General features: G+C 33.0%; 21 protein-coding genes. 12 read left to right on the top strand and 9 right to left on the bottom strand.

What is annotated here, in order from left to right; genetic code table 11:
* Positions 1-162 precede the first annotated feature (162 nt).
* On the bottom strand, positions 163-642 hold the full coding sequence (locus tag J2X17_RS07495; RefSeq protein WP_310296173.1) for a hypothetical protein: 480 nt from the start codon (positions 640-642) through the stop codon (positions 163-165).
* 117 nt (positions 643-759) lie between these two features.
* Positions 760-2,022 (bottom strand): cysteate-C-fatty acyltransferase, encoded by a 1,263-nt coding sequence (gene capB / locus J2X17_RS07500; protein WP_310296175.1) that lies wholly within the window; start codon positions 2,020-2,022, stop codon positions 760-762.
* A gap of 285 nt (positions 2,023-2,307) precedes the next feature.
* Here capB and J2X17_RS07505 point away from each other — a divergent pair, with 285 nt between their 5' ends.
* A complete protein-coding gene (locus J2X17_RS07505; RefSeq protein WP_310296177.1) occupies positions 2,308-3,090 on the top strand; it encodes an NYN domain-containing protein in 783 nt (260 codons plus the stop codon).
* Between the two features lie 34 nt (positions 3,091-3,124).
* On the top strand, positions 3,125-4,636 hold the full coding sequence (locus tag J2X17_RS07510; RefSeq protein ID WP_310296180.1) for an FMN-binding glutamate synthase family protein: 1,512 nt from the start codon (positions 3,125-3,127) through the stop codon (positions 4,634-4,636).
* 63 nt (positions 4,637-4,699) lie between these two features.
* Here the strand turns inward: J2X17_RS07510 and J2X17_RS07515 are convergent, their stop codons facing one another.
* The 3 genes from J2X17_RS07515 to J2X17_RS07525 all read right to left on the bottom strand — a co-directional run bounded on the left by J2X17_RS07515 (position 4,700) and on the right by J2X17_RS07525 (position 6,927).
* The gene (locus J2X17_RS07515; protein WP_310296181.1) at positions 4,700-5,137 is read right to left on the bottom strand and encodes a hypothetical protein; all 438 of its coding nucleotides are present in this window, start codon (positions 5,135-5,137) and stop codon (positions 4,700-4,702) included.
* 196 nt (positions 5,138-5,333) lie between these two features.
* Complete coding sequence (locus tag J2X17_RS07520; RefSeq protein ID WP_310296182.1) at positions 5,334-5,741, bottom strand: hypothetical protein; 408 nt, start codon at positions 5,739-5,741, stop codon at positions 5,334-5,336.
* Between the two features lie 4 nt (positions 5,742-5,745).
* Positions 5,746-6,927, bottom strand: a complete 1,182-nt coding sequence (locus tag J2X17_RS07525) for a glycoside hydrolase family 88 protein (RefSeq protein WP_310296184.1) — start codon at positions 6,925-6,927, stop codon at positions 5,746-5,748.
* A 121-nt stretch (positions 6,928-7,048) separates the two neighbouring features.
* Between J2X17_RS07525 and J2X17_RS07530 the strand changes: the two genes are divergently transcribed.
* Positions 7,049-7,435, top strand: coding sequence for a ribosomal maturation YjgA family protein (locus tag J2X17_RS07530; RefSeq protein WP_310296186.1), 387 nt, complete (start codon positions 7,049-7,051; stop codon positions 7,433-7,435).
* Here the strand turns inward: J2X17_RS07530 and J2X17_RS07535 are convergent.
* Positions 7,416-9,194, bottom strand: a complete 1,779-nt coding sequence (locus J2X17_RS07535) for an ABC transporter ATP-binding protein (RefSeq protein WP_310296188.1) — start codon at positions 9,192-9,194, stop codon at positions 7,416-7,418. The genes J2X17_RS07530 and J2X17_RS07535 overlap by 20 nt on opposite strands.
* 82 nt (positions 9,195-9,276) lie before the next feature.
* On the opposite strand from J2X17_RS07535, the gene J2X17_RS07540 reads away from it, so the two are divergent.
* The 4 genes from J2X17_RS07540 (at position 9,277) to J2X17_RS07555 (ending at position 14,494) form a co-directional block, all read left to right on the top strand.
* On the top strand, positions 9,277-9,855 hold the full coding sequence (locus J2X17_RS07540; RefSeq protein WP_310296191.1) for a non-canonical purine NTP diphosphatase: 579 nt from the start codon (positions 9,277-9,279) through the stop codon (positions 9,853-9,855).
* A gap of 194 nt (positions 9,856-10,049) precedes the next feature.
* Positions 10,050-11,975, top strand: a complete 1,926-nt coding sequence (locus J2X17_RS07545; protein ID WP_310296193.1) for a DEAD/DEAH box helicase — start codon at positions 10,050-10,052, stop codon at positions 11,973-11,975.
* Positions 11,976-12,230: 255 nt separating this feature from the next.
* On the top strand, positions 12,231-13,004 hold the full coding sequence (locus J2X17_RS07550; RefSeq protein WP_310296194.1) for a carboxypeptidase-like regulatory domain-containing protein: 774 nt from the start codon (positions 12,231-12,233) through the stop codon (positions 13,002-13,004).
* A 182-nt stretch (positions 13,005-13,186) separates the two neighbouring features.
* A complete protein-coding gene (locus J2X17_RS07555) occupies positions 13,187-14,494 on the top strand; it encodes a TIGR00341 family protein (protein ID WP_310296196.1) in 1,308 nt (435 codons plus the stop codon).
* Between the two features lie 246 nt (positions 14,495-14,740).
* On the opposite strand, the gene J2X17_RS07560 is transcribed toward J2X17_RS07555, so the two are convergent.
* Positions 14,741-16,201 (bottom strand): aminoacyl-histidine dipeptidase, encoded by a 1,461-nt coding sequence (locus tag J2X17_RS07560; RefSeq protein WP_310296198.1) that lies wholly within the window; start codon positions 16,199-16,201, stop codon positions 14,741-14,743.
* Between the two features lie 180 nt (positions 16,202-16,381).
* Here J2X17_RS07560 and J2X17_RS07565 point away from each other — a divergent pair, with 180 nt between their 5' ends.
* The 4 genes from J2X17_RS07565 to J2X17_RS07580 all read left to right on the top strand — a co-directional run bounded on the left by J2X17_RS07565 (position 16,382) and on the right by J2X17_RS07580 (position 19,345).
* Positions 16,382-16,915, top strand: a complete 534-nt coding sequence (locus J2X17_RS07565) for a hypothetical protein (protein WP_310296200.1) — start codon at positions 16,382-16,384, stop codon at positions 16,913-16,915.
* Positions 16,916-17,106: 191 nt separating this feature from the next.
* Positions 17,107-18,168: a DUF3810 domain-containing protein gene (locus J2X17_RS07570; RefSeq protein ID WP_310296203.1), complete on the top strand. Its 1,062-nt coding sequence runs from the start codon at positions 17,107-17,109 to the stop codon at positions 18,166-18,168.
* A gap of 41 nt (positions 18,169-18,209) precedes the next feature.
* On the top strand, positions 18,210-18,704 hold the full coding sequence (locus J2X17_RS07575) for an RNA polymerase sigma factor (protein WP_310296204.1): 495 nt from the start codon (positions 18,210-18,212) through the stop codon (positions 18,702-18,704).
* A gap of 8 nt (positions 18,705-18,712) precedes the next feature.
* Positions 18,713-19,345 (top strand): hypothetical protein, encoded by a 633-nt coding sequence (locus J2X17_RS07580; RefSeq protein ID WP_310296206.1) that lies wholly within the window; start codon positions 18,713-18,715, stop codon positions 19,343-19,345.
* A gap of 100 nt (positions 19,346-19,445) precedes the next feature.
* On the opposite strand, the gene J2X17_RS07585 is transcribed toward J2X17_RS07580, so the two are convergent.
* Complete coding sequence (locus J2X17_RS07585; protein WP_310296208.1) at positions 19,446-20,255, bottom strand: lysophospholipid acyltransferase family protein; 810 nt, start codon at positions 20,253-20,255, stop codon at positions 19,446-19,448.
* A gap of 126 nt (positions 20,256-20,381) precedes the next feature.
* On the bottom strand, positions 20,382-21,032 hold the full coding sequence (locus tag J2X17_RS07590; RefSeq protein ID WP_310296210.1) for an NUDIX hydrolase: 651 nt from the start codon (positions 21,030-21,032) through the stop codon (positions 20,382-20,384).
* 91 nt (positions 21,033-21,123) lie between these two features.
* On the opposite strand from J2X17_RS07590, the gene J2X17_RS07595 reads away from it, so the two are divergent.
* Positions 21,124-21,561, top strand: coding sequence for a DUF4268 domain-containing protein (locus J2X17_RS07595; RefSeq protein ID WP_310296212.1), 438 nt, complete (start codon positions 21,124-21,126; stop codon positions 21,559-21,561).
* Positions 21,562-21,663 lie beyond the last annotated feature (102 nt).

Genomic DNA, 21,663 nt, shown 5'->3' on the forward strand with positions numbered 1-21,663 from the left:
GCAGTCGCAGTCGCAGTCGCAGTCGCAGTCGCAGTCGCAGTCGCAGTCGCAGTCGCAGTCGCAGTCGCAGTCGCAGTCGCAGTCGCAGTCGCAGTCGCAGTTTTCATAAAAAAATCCATTCGTAACCGAATGGATTTTTCTTTTTTACAATTTTTTTTATTTTTATTGCGGACAATCAACTTTTGTCAACGCATTTTTTGCTTCAAATTTTAATTTCTTTTTATCTTTAAAACTTACTTTATTATTTGCATCGACTACATCTCCATATCCTTCAATAAGGGTTCCGTCTTTTTGCAAAAAAACTACTTCTCTAACTGAAGAAACTCCCTCAGAAATAAAGGTATAATCTGCAACCAGCGTATCGCCTTTCATATTTCCGATAATAGTACCTTCATTTTTATCTTTACCTGTTAGGTTATAACTCAATTTTCCGTTTACTTCCTGATGTGAATTGACATTAAAACTCAATGCTACAATATTTCCATTAAGTCTTGATGCGTAACACTGATCTCCGGCAGGTTCAGCAATTTCTGCTTCTTTTGGCGGATTTGGCTCTATTTGCGGAGGCGGAAGTGTTGTTTCTTTTTTACAAGAAACAAAAATCGTGATCATCAAAATTGTGAGTGCTAATACTTTTTTCATAATTCTTATTTTTACTGATTTTGAATTATAAAATTACCGTAAATAAAAAAAATCCACTCGTATAACGAATGGATTTTTTTATATAATTCCCATATTAGGAATCTGTTTTAGAAGAAATTAAGCATCTAAATCAACTTTAGTTCTGCTTGCAATTTCTTTGTAAGTACCGTTTTCTAATTTCTCACGAATTGCTTCAAAAGCAATTAATGTTTCATCAATATCAGCAAGTGTATGTGATGTTGTTGGAATCATTCTCAACAAAATAATTCCTTTTGGAATTACCGGATAAATTACAATCGACAAGAAAATACCGTAGTTTTCTCTTAAATCGTTCACCATTACCATAGCTTCAGGAACACTTCCTTCTAAATAAACTGGCGTCACACAAGTGTTTGTATCACCAATATTGAAGTTTCTTGAACGTAAACCATTTTGTAATGCATTTACATTTTCCCAAAGTTTATCTTTCAATCCTGGGTTGTTACGCAACAATTCTAAACGTTTCAAAGAACCAATGGTCTGAATCATTGGCAATGCTTTTGCAAACATTTGAGAACGTAAATTGTATTTTAAATAATCGATAATATCTTTATCAGCAGCTACGAAAGCACCAATGTTAGCCATTGATTTTGCAAAAGTTGAGAAATAAACATCGATATCCTGTTGAACTCCCTGCTCTTCTCCGGCTCCTGCTCCTGTTTTACCAAGTGTACCAAAACCGTGTGCATCATCAACTAATAAACGGAAATTGTATTTTTGTTTTAAATCAACAATTTCTTTCAATTTACCTTGTTGCCCACGCATTCCAAAAACACCTTCAGTAATCAATAAGATACCTCCTCCAGTTTCTTCGGCCATTTTTGTAGCACGTTGCAGATTCTTTTCAATACTTTCAAGATCATTGTGTTTGTATGTAAAACGTTTGCCCATGTGCAAACGAACCCCATCAATAATACAGGCATGTGAATCTACATCATATACAATAATATCGTTTTTAGTTACCAAAGCATCAATAATAGATACCATTCCCTGATAACCAAAATTCAATAAATATGCTGCTGGTTTCATTACAAATTCAGCCAATTCATTTTCTAATTGCTCGTGGTATTTTGTATGACCAGACATCATTCGGGCACCCATTGGATACGCAGCACCAAACTGAGTTGCTGCATCAATATCTGCCTGACGAACTTCCGGATGATTTGCTAAACCTAAATAATCATTGATACTCCAGTTTAAAATATTTTTCCCGCCAAATTGCATTCTCGGGCCTAATTCTCCTTCTAATTTAGGAAATACAAAATAACCTTCTGCTTGTGATGCCCATTTTCCTAATGGACCTTTATTGTTCTGAATTCTTTCGAATAAATCTTTTACCATAATATATTGAAGTAATAATTTTAATTTAATCAGCGAGCAAAAATAAATATTTATTCTATGGTATCATAATAATTTAAAAATGATTCAGAACCAAAATTGCTGTTTTGTAAACTTTTATGATAAAACAACTAATATGATATTATTTTTCTTAATAAAACAAAAGAAGAGTGTCGAAATTTCATAATTTATACCTTTTATAAATTCCACTTAAAAGATCGTAATTCTTTTATTTTTTAGTAATTTTAAAATCATTAAAAATGAATCACAACTTCTAACAACTTAATAATGGCTTTAAGTAACTCTAAAGAATTAAAACTAGCTGTTCTAATTGATGCCGACAATGTACCCTACAGTAATGTAAAGGGTATGATGGAAGAGATAGCAAAATTTGGAACACCCACTACCAAACGTATTTACGCCGACTGGACCAAGCCAAATGCAAACGGATGGAAAGCTGTTTTACTCGAACACGCGATTACCCCTATTCAACAATACAGTTATACCGTCGGAAAAAACTCTTCTGATTCGGCTTTGATCATCGACGCTATGGATTTGCTTTATTCCGGAAAATTAGACGGCTTTTGCATCGTATCAAGCGATAGCGATTTTACCCGTTTGGCCATCCGATTGCGCGAATCAGGCATGAAAGTAATTGGAATTGGAGAGAAAAAAACACCAAATTCTTTTATAGTAGCCTGTGATAGATTTATTTATATTGAAGTTTTGGACGGAGCAATCCAAAAGAAAAAGCCTAAAACCACCGCTGCTGCTGATGCCAAAAAACCTGTCGAAAAACCTGCTGAAAAAGCCTTACATAAAATTGACAAACAAACCATCGAACTTATTGAAGCTACTATCGAAGACATTGAAGATGACGACGGCTGGGCATTTCTAGGTGATGTTGGAAATTTGATCGTGAAGAAAAAACCGGAATTTGACCCTAGAAATTATGGTTTCTCTAAGCTTACGCCAATGTTAAAATCACTCACTGATATTCTAGAAATTGATGAAAGAGAATCGGATAAAAAAGGCATTAAACACGTTTATGTTAGATTACGATTCAATTAATTATCAAAATATTACTTTTTAAATTTTTAAAAGCATGAGAAAAAAGTTTTTCATCTACGGGTTATTATTATTTCTATTTGTTGCAACAATTTATTATTACACTGACCGTGGTTTTTTACTCGTAATTATTCTACCTATATTATTAGTTGTAGGTGTTTATAATATTATTCAGGAAAAGCACGCCATTTTAAGAAATTTCCCTGTTTTAGGTTATTTCAGATATTTATTTGAAATGATTGCTCCCGAAATTCAGCAGTATTTTATCGAAAGATCAACTGACGGAAAACCGTTTTCGAGAAATCAGCGTTCTTTAGTATATCAAAGAGCAAAAAATATCGATTCGAATTCACCATTTGGAACCCAATTAAATTTAAACCATGATAGTTATGAAGGAATCAAACATTCGATTTTTCCAGCAAAAGTCAATGAGGAATTACCGCGCGTTTTAGTTGGCGGAAAAGATTGCAGACAACCTTACTTAGCTTCTTTATTTAATGTTTCAGCCATGAGTTTTGGTTCGCTAAGCGAAAATGCCGTTCGCGCAATAAACATTGGTGCTAAAAAAGGAAATTTCTACCAAAATACTGGAGAAGGTGGTTTAACAGAATATCATTTGGCTGGTGGTGGTGATATCACCTGGCAAATTGGTACAGGATATTTTGGCTGTCGCGCTGCTGATGGAAATTTCAGTCCTGAAAAATTCTCAGAAAAAGCTAATCTTCCGAATGTAAAAATGATTGAAATTAAACTTTCGCAAGGAGCAAAACCTGGTCATGGCGGAGTACTTCCGGCAGCAAAAAACACAGTTCAGATTGCAAAAATCAGAGGCGTTGAACCACACACAACTATTCTTTCGCCTCCCGGTCATCATGTTTTTTCAGATAGTAAAGGATTAGTTCACTTCATTGCACAATTACGTGAATTATCAAACGGAAAACCGATCGGATTTAAGCTTTGTATTGGAAATACTGCTGAATTTGAATCCATTTGTCATGAAATGATTGCCGAAGATATTTATCCTGATTTCATCACCGTTGACGGTGCCGAAGGAGGTACCGGAGCTGCTCCGCTGGAATTTGCTGATGGCGTTGGAATGCCGTTTGAACCTGCTTTAATCTTTGTCAATAAAACTTTAGTCGGATTAAATATCAGAGATAAAATAAGAATCATTGGAAGTGGCAAAATTATTTCCGGTTATTCCATTTTACACGCCATAGCCTTAGGTGCAGATATGTGTAACAGCGCACGAGGATTTATGTTTTCATTAGGCTGTATTCAGGCGCTCCGTTGTCATAATAATGAATGTCCGACTGGAGTTGCAACTCAAAATAAAATGCTGATGAAAGGTTTGGTTGTCACCGATAAATCGGAACGTGTCTATCATTTTCATAAAAACACTTTACATGCTGCCAACGAACTTTTGGCCGCAGCAGGCAAAAAAAGTTTCGCAGATGTAGACATCAACATTTTTATGCGTGGTGATGAATTTGCCAATTTATCAGACAGTTATTTCCCTGATAACTTAACGAATGTCACAAAACACTAGAAATAAAAAAACCTCTTTGAAATCAACAAAGAGGTTTTTTTATTTTTTATAATTTATTTCGATTTATAGTTTTGCTGTTTCTTTTCCAGCAACAGAACCTCCTTTATTTTCTAATACCGCTAATTCCTCTTTATCAACTAATTGCTGAGCCAGAATAATATTGTTATAAGAGATAAAATACACATCAAACTTTACACCTTCTTCAATTAACGCCGGAGAGATTTGGTCGTTTTTAACCATTTCTTTAAGTAAACTTGGAAAAGTATCCTCATATGCCAATTTGTTTGCTTCTGTCCCTTCTAAATTAGTTTCAATTCTAATTTCAATTTTATTATCATTCAAAAATGCTTTAGCACTCGTAGCTACAACATTTCCACCTTTTATAGAAGCTGTGGTATTGTAATTACTAACATGTTCCTGAATTCTCTGTTTGGTATTTTTGCAGCTTGCAAGCATTAACAGAACAGATAGGACAAATGCGATTTGGGTAATTTTTTTCATAATTTTTTGGTTTTATAGTTAATTTTTAACTCAAATATAACAAATTTTTAACACAAAAGCAATACGCGGTAATAAAAACACATATTACAATTAAATCACTACAAATAAATTACTTCATTAAGCATCAAATTTTATATACTAAAAAAGCCCTTTAAAATTAATTCAAGAGCTTTTGGTAAAGTGTTTTCAATTCACTTTATTCTTTTAATAATTCCGGCAGTTCTTCTTTATTAAGAATCTTTTTCGCCAGAACTGTGTTATCATTAGCCAAAAAATAAGCATCAAACTGCACTCCTTCTTCAAGTAGTTCTTTAAAATTTTGATCTTTATTAATCATTTCTTTTAACAACTTCGGAAATGAATTAGCAGCTGTGGTTTTATTGGCATCATTCAACTCTAAATCAGTTTCAAAACGTAATTCTATTTTATTATCGTTTATATATCCGCGCGCAGTTGTAAGCGTGACATTTTTAGCTTTAAAATTTACGGCCGTTTTATTGTAAGAAACCACATATTCCTGAAGTTTTTGTTTGGTATTTTTACAGCTTACCAGCACCAAAACCATCATAATTGCAAACGAAATTTGTGTTAATCTCTTTATCATAATTTTATTTTTTTAGTTTTTGAAGTCTTAAAAGTGATTCCAAATAGTAATAATCGGCATAATTTATTGAACAATCTATTTCGGTTCCGGCAGGTTTATGCCCTGTAGCATGAAGTAAAAATGCCGAATTGACATCACGGCTTTGATAATGATCTGAAAGTGAAACAATCATCTTTTTAGATTTTGTCAGATACTCCTTTTTCAAGGTTTTATCCTTAGTGTATGAACTTAGTTCAAGCAATGCCGAAGATACAATCGCTGCGGCCGAAGCATCTCTTGGTTCATTCGGAATTCCCGGCGCATTAAAATCCCAATACGGAATCAAATCATCTGTTCTCAATTTATCCAAATAAACACGCGCTATTTTTTGAGCAAAATTCAAAAACTTAGGATCTTTTGTTTCTCTGTAAACCATTGTAAATCCATAAATTGCCCAAGCTTGTCCACGAGCCCACATACTTTCATCGCTATAGCCCTGTGCAGTTCTTCCCTTTATTTTTTTGCCGGTTTCATAATCATAAATCACAACATGATAAGAAGTATAATCTGGTCTGAAATGATTATGCATCGTAGTTTCAGCATGTTTTACGGCAATATCATATAACTTTTTATTCCCGCCGTTTTTAGAAGCCCAAAAAAGCAGTTCTAAGTTCATCATATTATCGATGATCGTATTATGACCACCCATTTTATTGTGTGGCCAGGATTGAATTGTTCCTACTTTTGGATTAAAAAGTGTTGCAAGAGTGTCAGCCGTTTTCAGGATAATATCTTTGTATGCTGCGTTTTTAGTTAAACGGTATCCGTTTCCAAAACTATTAAAAATCTGAAAACCTAAATCGTGGTCATTTGCTTTACTTACTGATAATGGCGTCAAAAACCGGCTGAATTTATCGGCTTCTTTTTCCCACTTTTTGTCCTTAGTTGCCTCATATAAGTACCATAATTCCCCAGGCCAGAAGCCGCTTGTCCAGTCTTTATATCCAACAAATTTCCATTCCTTGCTTCCGTTGGGAACCGTTCGTGGAGAGGTTCCGTCATCGGGAATCACTTTTAATGTTTTTGAAGCTTGCTCAGCACAATATTCAAGTTGTTTTTTGACGTTAAATGAATCGCTTTTTTGAGAATAGACCGAACCTGCAAAAAGAAAGAAGGCTAGAATTAATATTGTAAATCTTTTAGTCATGTGGTTATTTTTTTTGGTAAAGTTTTAGAATTGATAAATTTATAAAATAATATATACCTATTCGAATCTTTGTATTTTTGTTTACCGAAAAAGTACTAAAGCTGACCTATAAAATTTAAATTTGAAAAAATACAGATTTCACTATTTCATTATTTTCTTAGCAATTATTTGTCTCGGAATCCTTTCCAGAAAAATAAGCTTTATTCCTTTATGTCTTGGCGATCTGCTGTATGCTGTTATGATTTACGTAGTAATCCGGATGATTTTCATCAATGAAAAAGCTTCACGAATAATATTGTTATCCTTACTAACTTGTTACGGAGTTGAGTTTTTGCAACTTTATCAGGGCGAATGGATGATCGAACTCAGAAAAACGCTTTTTGGAAAATATGTTCTAGGTCAGGGTTTTCTTTGGACTGATATTGTAGCTTATACTTTTGGAATTGCAATTGCTTTTGTGATCGAAAAATTCATTTTAAAACATTGTACTAATCAAATGTCTGCGTAATTTTTTCGATATTTAAACTATTCGCCATAGCCGTAAATATTCCATAATAAACTAATTTATTATCATATAATTCATCGTGCGTTCCCTGCTCAACGCATTTTCCCTTTTCTAAAACTATTATGTGAGAAGCATCAATAATTTGAGAAATACTATGTGAAATAATAATTACCGTTCTGTCTTTTTTAATAGCATCAAGTGATTTTTTAATTTGCTCTGTTGCGATCGCATCCAAACTGGCTGTTGGTTCGTCTAAAAATATAATCGGAGGATTCTTTAAAAATAATCGGGCAATTGCAATCCGCTGTTGCTGTCCTCCCGAAAGTAAATGCGCATCAGAATCATATCCTTTTGGCAATTCCATTATCTGCTCATGAATGTAAGCCTGTTTTGCAGCATCAATAATTTCCGATTGTTTGGCATCAGGATTTCCATAGAGAATATTTTCGGCGATAGTTCCTTTAAAAATGTGATTCTTCTGCAATACTAAGCCAATATTTTTTCGCAGAAAATCTGTATTGTAATCATTTAAATCAACTCCATCTAAATAAATTTTTCCTGATGAAGGCAAATAAAACTTATCTAATAAATTGATAACCGTGCTTTTTCCGGCACCGCTTAATCCGACTAACGCACTGGTTTCATTTGGTTTAATGGTGAAATTAATATCTGATAACGCTTTAGTTCCGTTTGGATAAACAAAATCGACATTTTTAACTTCTATGAATCCAACGATTTTTTCCGGAATATAATTCCCACTGGTCTCTTTTTCCTGATCGGATTCTAAAATATCAAAAAATCCTTCGGAATAAATTAGCGCATCATTTACTTCGTCATAAATTCGATGCAATTGCCTGATTGGCGATGACACATTGTTAAACAACATGATATGGAACATAATCGCACCAATGGTCATTGTATTATTCAGAACAAAATAAGCTGTCAAAATGATTATAATTACAACGCCAATTTGTTCGATAAAACCTTTAATACTTTCAAAAATAAAACTGGTTTTTCTGGTCGCCAATTGATTTTCGGTCATTTCAAATTGAATATTCTTATGTCGATCTGCTTCCATGGGTTCGCGAACAAACGATTTAATAACCGTTATCGATTCGATTAAACTTATGATACCGTTATTCTTCGTTTCACGATAAGACCGCATTCTTCTTCTAAAACCGCTTAATTTACTGGCCTGCAATTGACTCACATAAAAATAAATCGGAATTATGCATAAACTCACGAGTCCAACATACACATTGGCGTAGAACATTAAAACCAAGGCAACGAAAGCATTTGCGAATAAAGGCAGAATATCAATAAAGAAATTCTGTACCAATCTTGTCAGACTGCTGATTCCTAAATCAATTCTCGTTTGAAGTTTTCCACTTTCATTTTCATTCGAAGTATAAAATTCCATTCTATAGCTTAGAATTTTTTCGACTATGGTTTGAGAAATATCACGGGTGATGAAAATTCGAAGCTTTTCACCATAAAATTTCTGTCCAAATTGAACCACTGAATAAATTAATTCTTTGGAAAGCAATACAATACTAATTATACCTAATAAATGAAATCCTTTAGACAAGGGTTCATGAGCGACCATCAAATTGCTAATGGTATCGACAGTATACTTTAATATTAAAGCATTTACCTGTGCTGCAAAGGATCCTAAAAAAGTAAGCAGCAAAGTTGCAATTACCATTTTCCGGTAAGGCTTTACAAAAGGCATTATCTTTTTATATAGCGCGGATATCTCCATTTATTTTCTTTTTAGGCAACATATCAAATATAAGAATTCTAAATTTGTGTTTGGAATTACTCATACAACTAAACTTATTATTATGAAACTCGTTTTCGCATCAAATAATCTCAACAAAATCAAAGAAATTCAAAGCATTTTAAATGGTACAATACAATTATTAAGTCTCGAAGATATTGGCTGTCATGAAGAAATTCCGGAAACGGCAGAGACTATTGAAGGAAATGCAATTTTAAAAGCCAATTATGTTACCGAAAAATATGGTTACGATTGTTTTGCCGATGATACCGGTTTAGAAGTTGCGACTTTAAATGGCGAACCTGGCGTTTATTCTGCGAGATATGCGGGCGAGCAAAAAAGTGCTGATGATAATATGAATAAACTTTTAGGGGCGCTAAAAGACAAATCAGACCGAAGTGCACAGTTCAAGACCGTTATTGCTCTAAACTTAAAGGGAGCACAACATTTATTTACCGGCCTTGCAAAAGGAGAAATTACTTTTGATAAAGCAGGGAATCACGGTTTTGGCTATGATCCTATATTTCAGCCGGAGAACTATAAGGAGACTTTTGCCGAATTAGCTTCAGAAATTAAAAATAAAATCAGCCATCGTGCAAAAGCAACACAGCAACTAATTGATTTTCTGAACAAAGCGGAATAATTGTTTAAAATACAACATTTTAAAGGGTAAAATTTATATTACTCGACGTAAAATTATTCGTTTTCCTGTCAAATTGATTTTGCGATAAACATAACTTTTTGATAATCAAATCATAACAAATGCATAATTCTTAAAAATGCATTAGTTTATGTGAAATATTAACAGTAATTTTGCACCCTATTTTAAATACACATATGAATAAATTTGAACAATTAGGATTGAATGAATCGTTACTGAAGGCGATTTTAGATCTAGGATTTGAGAATCCGTCAGAAGTACAGGAGAAAGCGATTCCCCTATTATTGGAAAAAGACACAGATATGGTTGCGTTGGCTCAGACAGGGACAGGGAAAACGGCAGCTTTTGGTTTTCCGCTAATTCAAAAAATTGATGCTGACAACAGAAATACACAAGCATTAGTTTTATCGCCAACACGAGAACTTTGTTTACAGATTACCAACGAACTTAAAAACTACTCAAAATACGAAAAAGGTATTAATGTGGTAGCAGTTTACGGCGGGGCTAGTATTACAGAGCAAGCTAGAGACATTAAAAGAGGTGCACAAATTATTGTGGCAACTCCGGGAAGAATGCAAGACATGATCAACAGAGGTTTGGTTAACATTAAAAATATAGATTACTGTATTTTGGATGAGGCTGATGAGATGTTGAACATGGGATTCTATGAAGACATCGTATCTATTTTATCTGATACTCCAGATCAAAAAAGCACATGGTTGTTCTCTGCAACTATGCCACAAGAGGTTGCCAGGATTGCAAAACAATTCATGAGCGATCCAGTTGAAATTACTGTTGGAGCTAAGAACTCAGGTTCTGCAACAGTTTCTCACGAATTTTACTTAGTAAATGCACGTGACCGTTACGAAGCTTTAAAACGTTTAGCCGATGCAAATCCAGATATTTTCTCTGTGGTTTTCTGTCGTACTAAAAGAGATACACAAGCTGTAGCTGAAAAATTAATTGAAGATGGATACAGCGCTGCTGCATTGCACGGAGATTTATCTCAGGCGCAACGTGATGGTGTAATGAAATCTTTCCGTGGAAGACAAATTCAGATGCTTGTTGCTACTGACGTTGCTGCACGTGGTATTGACGTTGATAATATTACTCACGTAGTAAATTACCAACTTCCTGACGAAATTGAAACATACAATCACCGTTCCGGACGTACTGGTAGAGCTGGAAAATTGGGAACTTCTATTGTAATTGTTACAAAAAGTGAGTTGCGTAAAATTTCTTCTATCGAAAGAATCATTAAACAAAAATTCGAAGAAAAATCTATTCCATCTGGAATCGAAATCTGCGAAATTCAATTATTGCACTTAGCAAACAAAATTAAAGATACTGAAGTTGATCACGAAATTGACAACTATTTACCAGCAATCAACAATGTTCTTGAAGGTTTATCTAAAGAAGAATTGATTAAGAAAATGGTTTCAGTAGAATTTAACCGTTTTATTGCTTACTATAAAAAGAACAGAGATATTTCATCTCAAGCAGGAGAAAGACGTGAAAGAAGCGATTCTGAGCCAAGAGAATTCAATAATAACGGAGCAGTTCGTTATTTTGTAAACATCGGTTCAAGAGACAATTTCGATTGGATGACTCTTAAAGATTACTTGAAAGAAACATTAGACTTAGGTCGTGATGACGTTTTCAAAGTAGATGTAAAAGAAGGTTTCTCTTTCTTTAACACTGATCCTGAGCACACTGATAAAGTAATGGAAGTATTAAACAACGTACAATTAGAAGGACGTCGTATTAATGTTGAAATTTCTAAAAATGATGGTGGCGGAAGACGTGACCATAACGGACGCAGCGGTGGTGGACGTTCTTCTGGAGGTCCAAGACGTGAAGGTTCTGGTGGCGGAAGTTTCGGCCCAAGACGTGAAGGTTCTGGTGGTGGAGGTTTCAGAAGCGATAGAAACTCAGCTCCAAGAGAAGGTGGTTTCAGAAGCGACAGAAATTCATCCGCTCCAAAAAGAGAAGGTGGTTTTAGAAGTTCAGCTCCAAGAAACGAAGGTAGTTCAGACAGAGCTCCAAGACGTTCTGAAAGCTTTGGTGATTCACCAAGACCAAGAAGACCAAGAAGAGACTAATCATTTAGATTATTTTTAAATATAAAATCCCAAATTCCAGACATAATTGGAATTTGGGATTTTTTTTATACCAAAATCTTCTTTACCATGAATGGGTTTTGTAATTCAAAAACAATTTAAATTAAGCATCCTTTTACCTTTTTATCTAAATCATAAAAGCAACATTACTTGCTTTGTTAATTTTCTTATAATTATATTCAAAGACTGCAAAATATTTAATCCCGATTTATTACTTTTAGTGCTTTAAATCAGGATATGAAATATTTTGCAGTTTTCTTTTTTATATTATTATCGACTATCAGTTTTGCACAAGAAACTGAACCAACAACTCCACAAAGGGTTTCTGGTTATATCTACAACGATAATAGTAAAGAACCTCTTCCTAACGTAAATATCATTAACACAAACAAAGTACGTGGTGCGATGTCTGATGCGAAAGGGTATTTTGAGATTGATGTACAGGTAAATGACACACTTCATTTCTCGCTTTTAGGATTTCAGTCACTACGAATCAGAGTGACAAACGACTGGATTAAAAATAAGATAACAAGAATTCAGCTTACAGAAAAAGCAATTGCACTTGAAGAAGTCGTTATTGCACCTTTTAATTTAACAGGATATCTTGAAATTGATTCGAAATTAATTCCAACAAAAGAAAATTATCGTTACAGCATCTCTGGTCTTACACAAGGTTATGAAGCAGGAGAATATGCTCCAAATGCGTTCGGAAAAGTACTGGGATCTATTTTTAACCCCGCCGATATGCTTTATAATTTCTTTGGGAAAAACGGAAAAGAACTCAAGAAATTAAAGGATATGAAAAAAGATGATACTATTCGAAACCTTTTAGAATCAAAGTATGATCGCGAAACTTTAGCTGTTCTTTTAGGCATTAGTAAAGACGAAATTCCTGAAATTTTACAACGTTGCAACTATTCTGAATCTTTTATTCAATCTGCAAATGACTTACAGATCCTCGATGCAATCAGTGGCTGTTACGAACAATATAAAGTCTTAAAACGAAATTAATATTTACTTTATAACAAAAAATACCTAATCCTCAATTCTGTAATTGAGGAATTTTTTTACCCAAACAGAAACATTTCATCTTTCTTGCTAAACTTATTACCGTATTTTGCCTACGAAATAGTCGGTTTAATGCTTTTTTTTGATTAAATTAGACATCTTCTCATTATAATTCCAATAAGATTATGACAGATATATCTCAAAAAATTTTAAATTTTATTGATCTTCATAAAGGCGAAGAAAATAAAAAATCTGTTATTGAAAACATAACAAGTGCCGTATCTTTTAGAGGTTCTAATATTTGGATTTTGGCTTGTGCTATCATCATTGCATCTGTTGGTTTAAATGTAAATTCGACTGCAGTAATTATTGGAGCTATGCTGATCTCTCCATTGATGGGGCCAATTGTTGGCGCAGGCTTTGGTTTGGGAATGTATGATTTTGAGCTTTTAAAAAAATCAATCAAAAATCTGATTATTGCGACTTTAGTGAGTTTAATTACTTCTACAATATACTTTTATGCCAGTCCGTTTAAAGAAGCACAATCTGAATTATTAGCCAGAACATCTCCAAATATTTATGACATTTTAATTGCTTTTTTTGGAGGTTTAGTTGGTGTGATAGCCGTAACGCGGGTTGAGAAAGGAAATCCAATTCCCGGTGTTGCAATTGCAACTGCGTTAATGCCTCCGCTTTGTACTGCAGGCTACAGCTTGGCTTTGGGAAATTATATTTATTTTTTGGGTGCTATGTATCTCTACACTATTAACTGTGTTTTTATCTGTATTGCAACTTTTGTGATTGTAAAATATCTTAAATATCCAATTGCAAAACAACTGGATTTAAAACATGAAAAACGTGTAAAATACGGAATATCAGTCCTTACTTTACTTTTAATTTTGCCGAGTATTTATTTTGCATTCCAATTATACGATCAAAAAAGTTATAACTCTAAAGTGGAAGTTTTTCTCCAGGATCAATTTCACAATAAAGATTATCCAATAATTTATAAAAAAATAAGATACAATGCAGATCCGAAAAAAATTGAATTAGCCTTTTTGAGCAAAAAATTTACTGATGCCGAAATTGCCCATCTTAATAAAAAATTGGGCGATTATGAGTTACCGAATACAAAACTTATTATAAGGCAAGATACTGTTAATTTGAGAAAAGATATTCTGAATCAAATTAATAGCAATCAAAGTGTTGTTGATAAGAAAGACGTAATAATAAACAATCTCCAAAATCAATTATCTCAAATTCAATTTGATAAAAAGCAGATTAGTAATGAAGCTAAAATATTATTTCCGACAGTAACTTCGCTGACAATTGGAAATTACACTAGTGAAAGTAATGCAAATAAGCCAAAAATCATTCCTATAGTTCTTTTCCAAAGCAAAAAAAACATTGATGCACAAACGCAAATAAAAATGAAATTATGGCTAAAAGAAAGACTTGCCAAAGATTCAATCGAAGTATATCAGCAAAACTAACACTATAAACCAAAAATAGAACCTATATTTACTTGAAAATAAATAAAATAGCTAAATCGAGAAAACATGTCAAAAAGTCAAGATGCTAAAAAAACAGCAAAAAAAGAACCGTTAAAAACGGCTAAAGAAAAGAAAGAAGAAAAACGAGAAAAGAAAAATGCTCCGAAGAGAGATTAATTAAAGTTTTCAGTCGCAGTCTCAGTTTTCAGTTACTAATAGAACTGAAAACCGAGACTGAAACTGAGACTACTTAACTGGTATATTTGAAAGAATTTCTAACACAAATTTCCAATATTTTTGAGCAGATAAAATACTTGCTCTTTCGTCAGGCGAATGCGCACCATGAATTGTTGGTCCAAAGGAAATCATATCCATATCGGGATAATTAGTTCCTAAGATTCCACATTCTAAACCAGCGTGACAAGCTACAACTTTTGGTTTCTCTCCATTTTGTTTTTCGTAGATTCCTACCAAAGTATCTAATATTTCAGAATTTACATTTGGTGTCCAACCTGGATAAGAGCCTGAAAGTTCTACTTCACAACCTACCAATTCAAATGCAGAACGCAGTGAATTTGCTAAATCAAATTTTGAAGTTTCAACAGAAGAACGAGTCAAACATCCAATTGATATTTCACCGTCTTTAACAATAACGCGCGCTATATTATTTGAGGTCTCAACCAGATTTTCCATATCTGCACTCATTCTGTAAACACCATTATGTGCAGCATAAATAGCTCTGATAATTCCTTCCTGAACACCTAAATCCATTACTTTTTCCGGCAGATCGCATTTTACAATTTCAATAGAAAGATTTGGTTCAGTTGTTTTATATTCAGCTTTAATATCATTGATAATTTCCTGCATATCAAAGATGTATGCTTCATCAAACATTTCAGAAATAATTACTTTTGCAACGCTTTCTCTCGGAATTGCGTTACGTAAACTTCCTCCATTAATTTCAGCAACTTGCAATCCGAAGTTTTCAAAAGCATCAAACAACAAACGGTTCATAATTTTATTGGCATTACCCAAACCTTTATGAATATCCATTCCTGAATGACCACCATTTAGACCTTTTACAGTAATAATATGACCAACAGAACCTTCCGGAACTTCTTCTTCGTGATAGGTTCTTGTAGCTGTTACATCGATTCCACCGGCACAGCCAATATCAATTTCATCATCTTCTTCAGTATCTAAATTTAATAAAATCTGACCTTGAAGAATTCCTCCTTTAAGATTTAAAGCTCCGGTCATTCCAGTTTCTTCATCAATCGTAAACAAAGCTTCAATTGCCGGATGCGGAATATCCTTACTTTCAAGAATTGCCATAATTGTAGCAACTCCCAATCCGTTATCAGCACCAAGTGTTGTTCCGCGAGCACGGACCCAGTCACCATCCACATACATATCAATTCCCTGTGTATCGAAGTCAAAAACAGTATCAGCATTTTTTTGGTGTACCATATCAAGATGCCCCTGCATTACAATTGCTTTACGGTTCTCCATTCCGGGAGTTGCAGGTTTACGGATAATTACATTTCGAATTTCGTCTTCAAAAGTTTCTAAACCCAGACTATTTCCAAAATTTTTCATAAACTCGATCACACGTTCTTCTTTCTTTGATGGACGCGGGACAGCGTTTAAATCTGCAAATTTATTCCATAGCGCTTTTGGCTCCAGATTTCTTATTTCCTGACTCATTATATTTTGTTTGAAGTTTAACAATTACGAATGTCAAAGTTACATAACTATTAAGTATTAAAAAAATAGACATCATCTTTACTTGATTTCCATCAATTAAAAAACACATCGATTTTAATTATAAAAAATAAGTTATTTCTTATAATTAATTATTATATTTGAAAAATAATACTAAAAATAATGCATGAATTTATATTTAACATTTGCTGCAATATTACTGCATCGTTCATTTTTATATTTGCTTTATTAATTTTCTTAAAACCAAAATTTGATATTGTCCATTTTATCGCTAAAAACGACAGCCCTTTTGATAATGTTAGTGATTTGTGCTATTCCTTTAAAATAATTAACAAATCTTTTTTCGGCGCATATGATATTGAAGCCAGATCAAATTATTATTATATTCGGCAGGGAGAAAATGATATTGTAAATAAAGTTTTTTCAAAAATTGAACTTAAGACAAGTAAAGTAAATTTTATATCGGGATTTAAACCTTTCACCAAAAATTATGGGGACAACTGTATTCAATTTTTCACCTATGAAGATTTATCAAGCAAAATGAACAATTCTTCCACTTATATACAATTTCAAATTACTGCCCGTCATAATTTGATAGGATTAAATAATATCTTTACTTATAACTTTGTAAATAAAAGTGTAATCGTTGAAGGGAAGTTTAAAGAAGGGAATTATAAAGAAATTATAAACTGTTAATTTCTTTCCTACTACAATAAAATTAGAGTATCTTTATTTTATCAATAATAAAAATTAAAATCATGAAAAACGACATTATTGCCATGTAAGCCACATTGAATTAAAAAAATTAAATTGCATCAATATACAAACCGAAATTATTTTCGGTTTTTTTATGCTTTATTTATATTTACGTATCCAAAATTTATGCTGTGAAATCAAAATATATTTTACCATTATTTCTTTTAATGCAAATTATCTTTCTAAGGATCCTTCCCTTTTTTCCGGATTTTGTCGAAGGTGCTTATAGCAACAATCTGTATATTAGAATTTCACATTTCTCAAGAATACTTTTTGGAAAAATTCCATTTTCGGTTGGGGATTGTATTTATGCTGTTTTGATTTTATCTGTGATTGGCTGGTTTTGGAAAACACGAAAAACATGGAAAACAGATTGGAAAGATCACCTTTTAAAGATCTTAGGTAAAATTTCCGTTTTTTATTTTCTCTTTCATCTTCTTTGGGCATTCAATTATTACCGTGAACCTCTATTTCAAAAAATGGAAATCAAAAGAGAATATACTGATGCCGAATTGCTTGAGTTTACCTTAAAATTAATTCGAAAAACGAACGATATCCAATTTCAAATTACCAAAAATGATAGTTCGAAAATCATTTTTCCGTACTCACAAAAAGAGGCTTTTAAAATGAATTTAGTTGGATATGAAAATCTATCGAAAGAACATCCTTATTTTAAATATGAAATTTTGAGTGTCAAAAAATCACTCTTTAGTCTACCTCTGACCTATATGGGTTTTGGTGGATATCTGAATCCGTTTACTAATGAAGCACAGGTAAATGATTTATTGCCGATGTATAATTTTCCCGTTACGAGCTGCCACGAAATGGCGCATCAGATAGGTTTTGCCAGTGAGAGTGAGTGTAATTTTATTGGAGTTTTGGCTTCTGTAAAAAATGAAAATCTATATTATAAATATTCGGGTTATAGCTTTGCCCTGCACTATTGTTTAGGTATCTGGCAAGCCAAAAATGACAAGATTTTCGAACAATTAAAAAAACGCACTCATATTGGAATCTTGAAAAACTATCAGGAAAGCCATGATTTCTGGAAACAATACCACACTCCTATTGATACCGGGTTTGAGATATTCTACGATAATTTCCTAAAAACAAATAATCAAAAAGATGGAATGGACAGTTACAGTAAATTTATAGATTTGATGGTAAATTATTATAAAACCGAAAAATTATAAAGCAACTGTAACAAAATAGATTTCAATACTACTAATACATTATGAGCGAAAGTCTAGAACAGTCATTTGTTGCGCAATTGCAGGCAAATCAGAATATAATCCACAAGATTTGTAGATTATATACTGCTGGCGAAGACGCTCACAAAGACTTGTTTCAGGAAATTACTATTCAGCTCTGGAAAGCCTATCCTAAATTTAGAGGAGATAGTAAATTTTCGACCTGGACATATCGTGTGGCTTTAAATACGGCCATAACCCTATACAGAAAAACCAAAAGAACCATATCGACAGTAGAATATGAAAGTCATCAGCATTTTGTAAAAGATGTTGACTACAATTATGAAGAGGAAGAACAAATTAAATTAATGTACAAAGCAGTTTATCAGCTTAATGACATCGAAAAAGCATTGGTTTTTATGTATTTAGAAGACAAAGATTATCAAGAAATAGCAGAGACCTTAGGGATCAGCGAAGTGAATGCGCGCGTGAAAATGAACAGAATCAAAGGGAAACTTAAAAAAATACTAAATCCTTAAATATTATTATGAAAGAACTGGATTTATTAAAAAAAGACTGGAAAAAGAACTCGGATTCTTTTGCACAAATTTCTGAAACGGAAATCTACAAAATGATTCATAAAAAATCATCTTCAATCGTGAAGTGGATTTTGATTATCAGTATTTTAGAAATTTCATTTTGGACGTTTTCAAACCTGTTTATAAATACAGACGATGTTTTAAAAAAAATCAATCATCCGGAAATTGTTTTGGCACTTGAGATTTTAACCTATTTTAATTATGTGGTCGTCCTGATTTTTGTCTTTATTTTTTACAAAAATTACCAAACAATTTCTACAACTGTTTCTACCAAATCTTTGATGAGTGCTATTTTACGAACTCGAAAGACAGTCCAATATTATGTATGGTATAATTTAGGAATGATCGTTGTTACAGCAATTCTAAGCTTTTTTATTGCTTTTGTGTACAATCCGGACATGGCTTTTATAAGAGAAAAATTAGCCATCAATGGGAAAGCAATATTTATAACGGCTGGTATATTGATTTTAGTTACCTGCGCCTTTTTTGGTTTATTCTGGTGTTTCTACCGATTACTATACGGAACCCTATTACGCAGATTATACACTAATTATAAAGAGTTGAAGAAAATTGATTTTTAAAAGAGGGGCAAAGGTACAGAGTAGCAAAGGTTCAAAGTATTTTTGAAACCTGAAACAAAAAATCTAAAATCTAAAATCTAAAATCAGAAATCTAAAATTTCTAGTAATCCCATTGTCTCATTTTGTTAAGTTCTTCCTGTGCTTTAAGTTCTTCAGCCGGAATAACTTTTAAAAATGACGGATGTTGTTCGATAGCAAATTCTACTTTCTCAACGATTTCTTCAATAGTATCATTTTCATAATCAATATCAAGAGGTTCTTTGATTATAAAAGACTGCAGAATTCCTTTCTTTTTCATTCGTAAACCTTTTTTATCAAAAGAACGACGGAAACCATCAATTACAATTGGTATAACTATAGGTTTATGCTGTTTGATGATATGTGCTGTTCCTTTACGAACGGGTTTAAATGATTTTGTAGTTCCTTGCGGAAAGGTAATTACCCAACCATCTTCAAGCGCAATTCTGATATTTTCAGTATCATTTGGATTAATATCACGTTTTTCAGTTACATCCACTCCTTTTGCACGCCAGGTTCTTTCGACTGTAATAGCGCCAACATACGCTAAAATTCTTGGTAATAAGCCAGCTTGCATTGTTTCTTTGGCCGCAACATAATACAGATTCATTTTAGGCTGCCACAAATAACCAATATTCTTAATAGTATCCTGACGACCGCTTAAACTTGCGTTAAAGACGTGAAACATAGCGACAACATCGGCAAAATAAGTCTGATGATTCGAGATAAACAATACGTTAGTGTCTGGCAATGTTTTAATGATTTCAGATCCTTCAATCTGCAGATCATTGAATCCTCTATATCTCCTATGCGTCATGGCACCCAAAACACGGATTAACCATTTCTTGATGAATAATATATGTCCAAAAGGATTTCGTTTAAACAATCCCATAGCTTGTGTATTGTGTTTTTTTGTTAAGTCGCAAACATACAAAAATTATTCTTTTAGCAACAGTTTTAAACAATTTCAACAGGAAGTTGTTAATCTTATGAATATCAAATTGTTATTTTTATGTTTTTAGGAATTTTCCTGAAAGGTAGTTTTTAAAACATCTCTCAGTTCACTTAAAATCATGGCTGTTGCCCCCCAAACAATATGATTTTGAATATTAAATGCTGGCACCAAAACATCAGCCGCATAAGAGGTTGACAATCTGGTTTCGATGATTATTTCATCATTCAAAAAAACAGACAAAGGTAGTTCTATGATGTCGGCCACTTCTCTGATATCAGGGTAAAATGAAAGTTCATCATTTGAAATTCCTAAAAAAGGATGTACCAAAAAATTACTTGGCGGAATATACATCGGCGTAAAATGCTTGACCACTTTTATTTTCTCCGGAAAAATACCAACTTCCTCATGTGTTTCCCTCAAAGCTGTATCTTCAAAACTTAAATCTGAAGCTTCATACTTCCCTCCAGGAAAAGCAATTTGAGAAGAATGCACTCCATTATAGGCATTTCTGACAATTAAAACTAAATGTGTTTTTCCGTTTTTTGGGTAAAACAGCATCATTACCGCAGCAATCCTTGGAGTTTTTGTTGTTAAATCAAGGTTTTTAAGTTCCTCAATACGTCCTTTTGGTGCCATTTTTATATGAGCTAAAGTCGCCGGCAATTCAACTGGAATTAAAATAGGAACAAATTGCAAAAAATCTTGAAAATCCATAATCAAAGTTTATTTTTGTACTTTCAAATAATATATAAATATAGTCTAGAAAATGCGTTCGTACAAGTTTTCTAAAACCAAAGCCATAAAAATGTACAGCAGAGAAGAATCACAGAAGATAAAAAGGGAATTTTGGGTAGCTTTTGCCGAAAAATATCCACGAAAATGGGTACTTTACGATACTAAAATCAAAGATTTTTCTTTTAAATTTTATGTGGATAATAAAAAAGCTCAGGTTCTAATTGATATCGAACATCGAAGTGATGAAAAACGAAATGCCTATTTTGAAAAAATTGAAGCTTTAAAAAATATTCTGGAAGAAGAATTTGTTTCTGATTTGGTTTATGAGAAAAACTACACTTTAGAAAGCGGCAAAACCATCAGCCGAATTTGGGTCGAAATACAAGGTGTGGGTTTTAGTAACCGAAATAATTGGGACACTATTTTTGATTTCTTTTTCGAAAAAATGAATGCTTTGGAAATGTTCTATTTAGAATATGATGAATTTATTAAGGATATTGATTCTTAGAAAAGGTGCTCAGTTACTAAGGGGCTGAGATTCTAAGTTTTTTTTACAACAAACCCGACAAGTTTAATAACAACCTGTCGGGTTTTTTATGTTTTATCTATT

Source organism: Flavobacterium aquidurense (assembly GCF_031458035.1).
In the GTDB taxonomy this organism is placed as follows: Bacteria; Bacteroidota; Bacteroidia; order Flavobacteriales; family Flavobacteriaceae; genus Flavobacterium; species Flavobacterium aquidurense_C.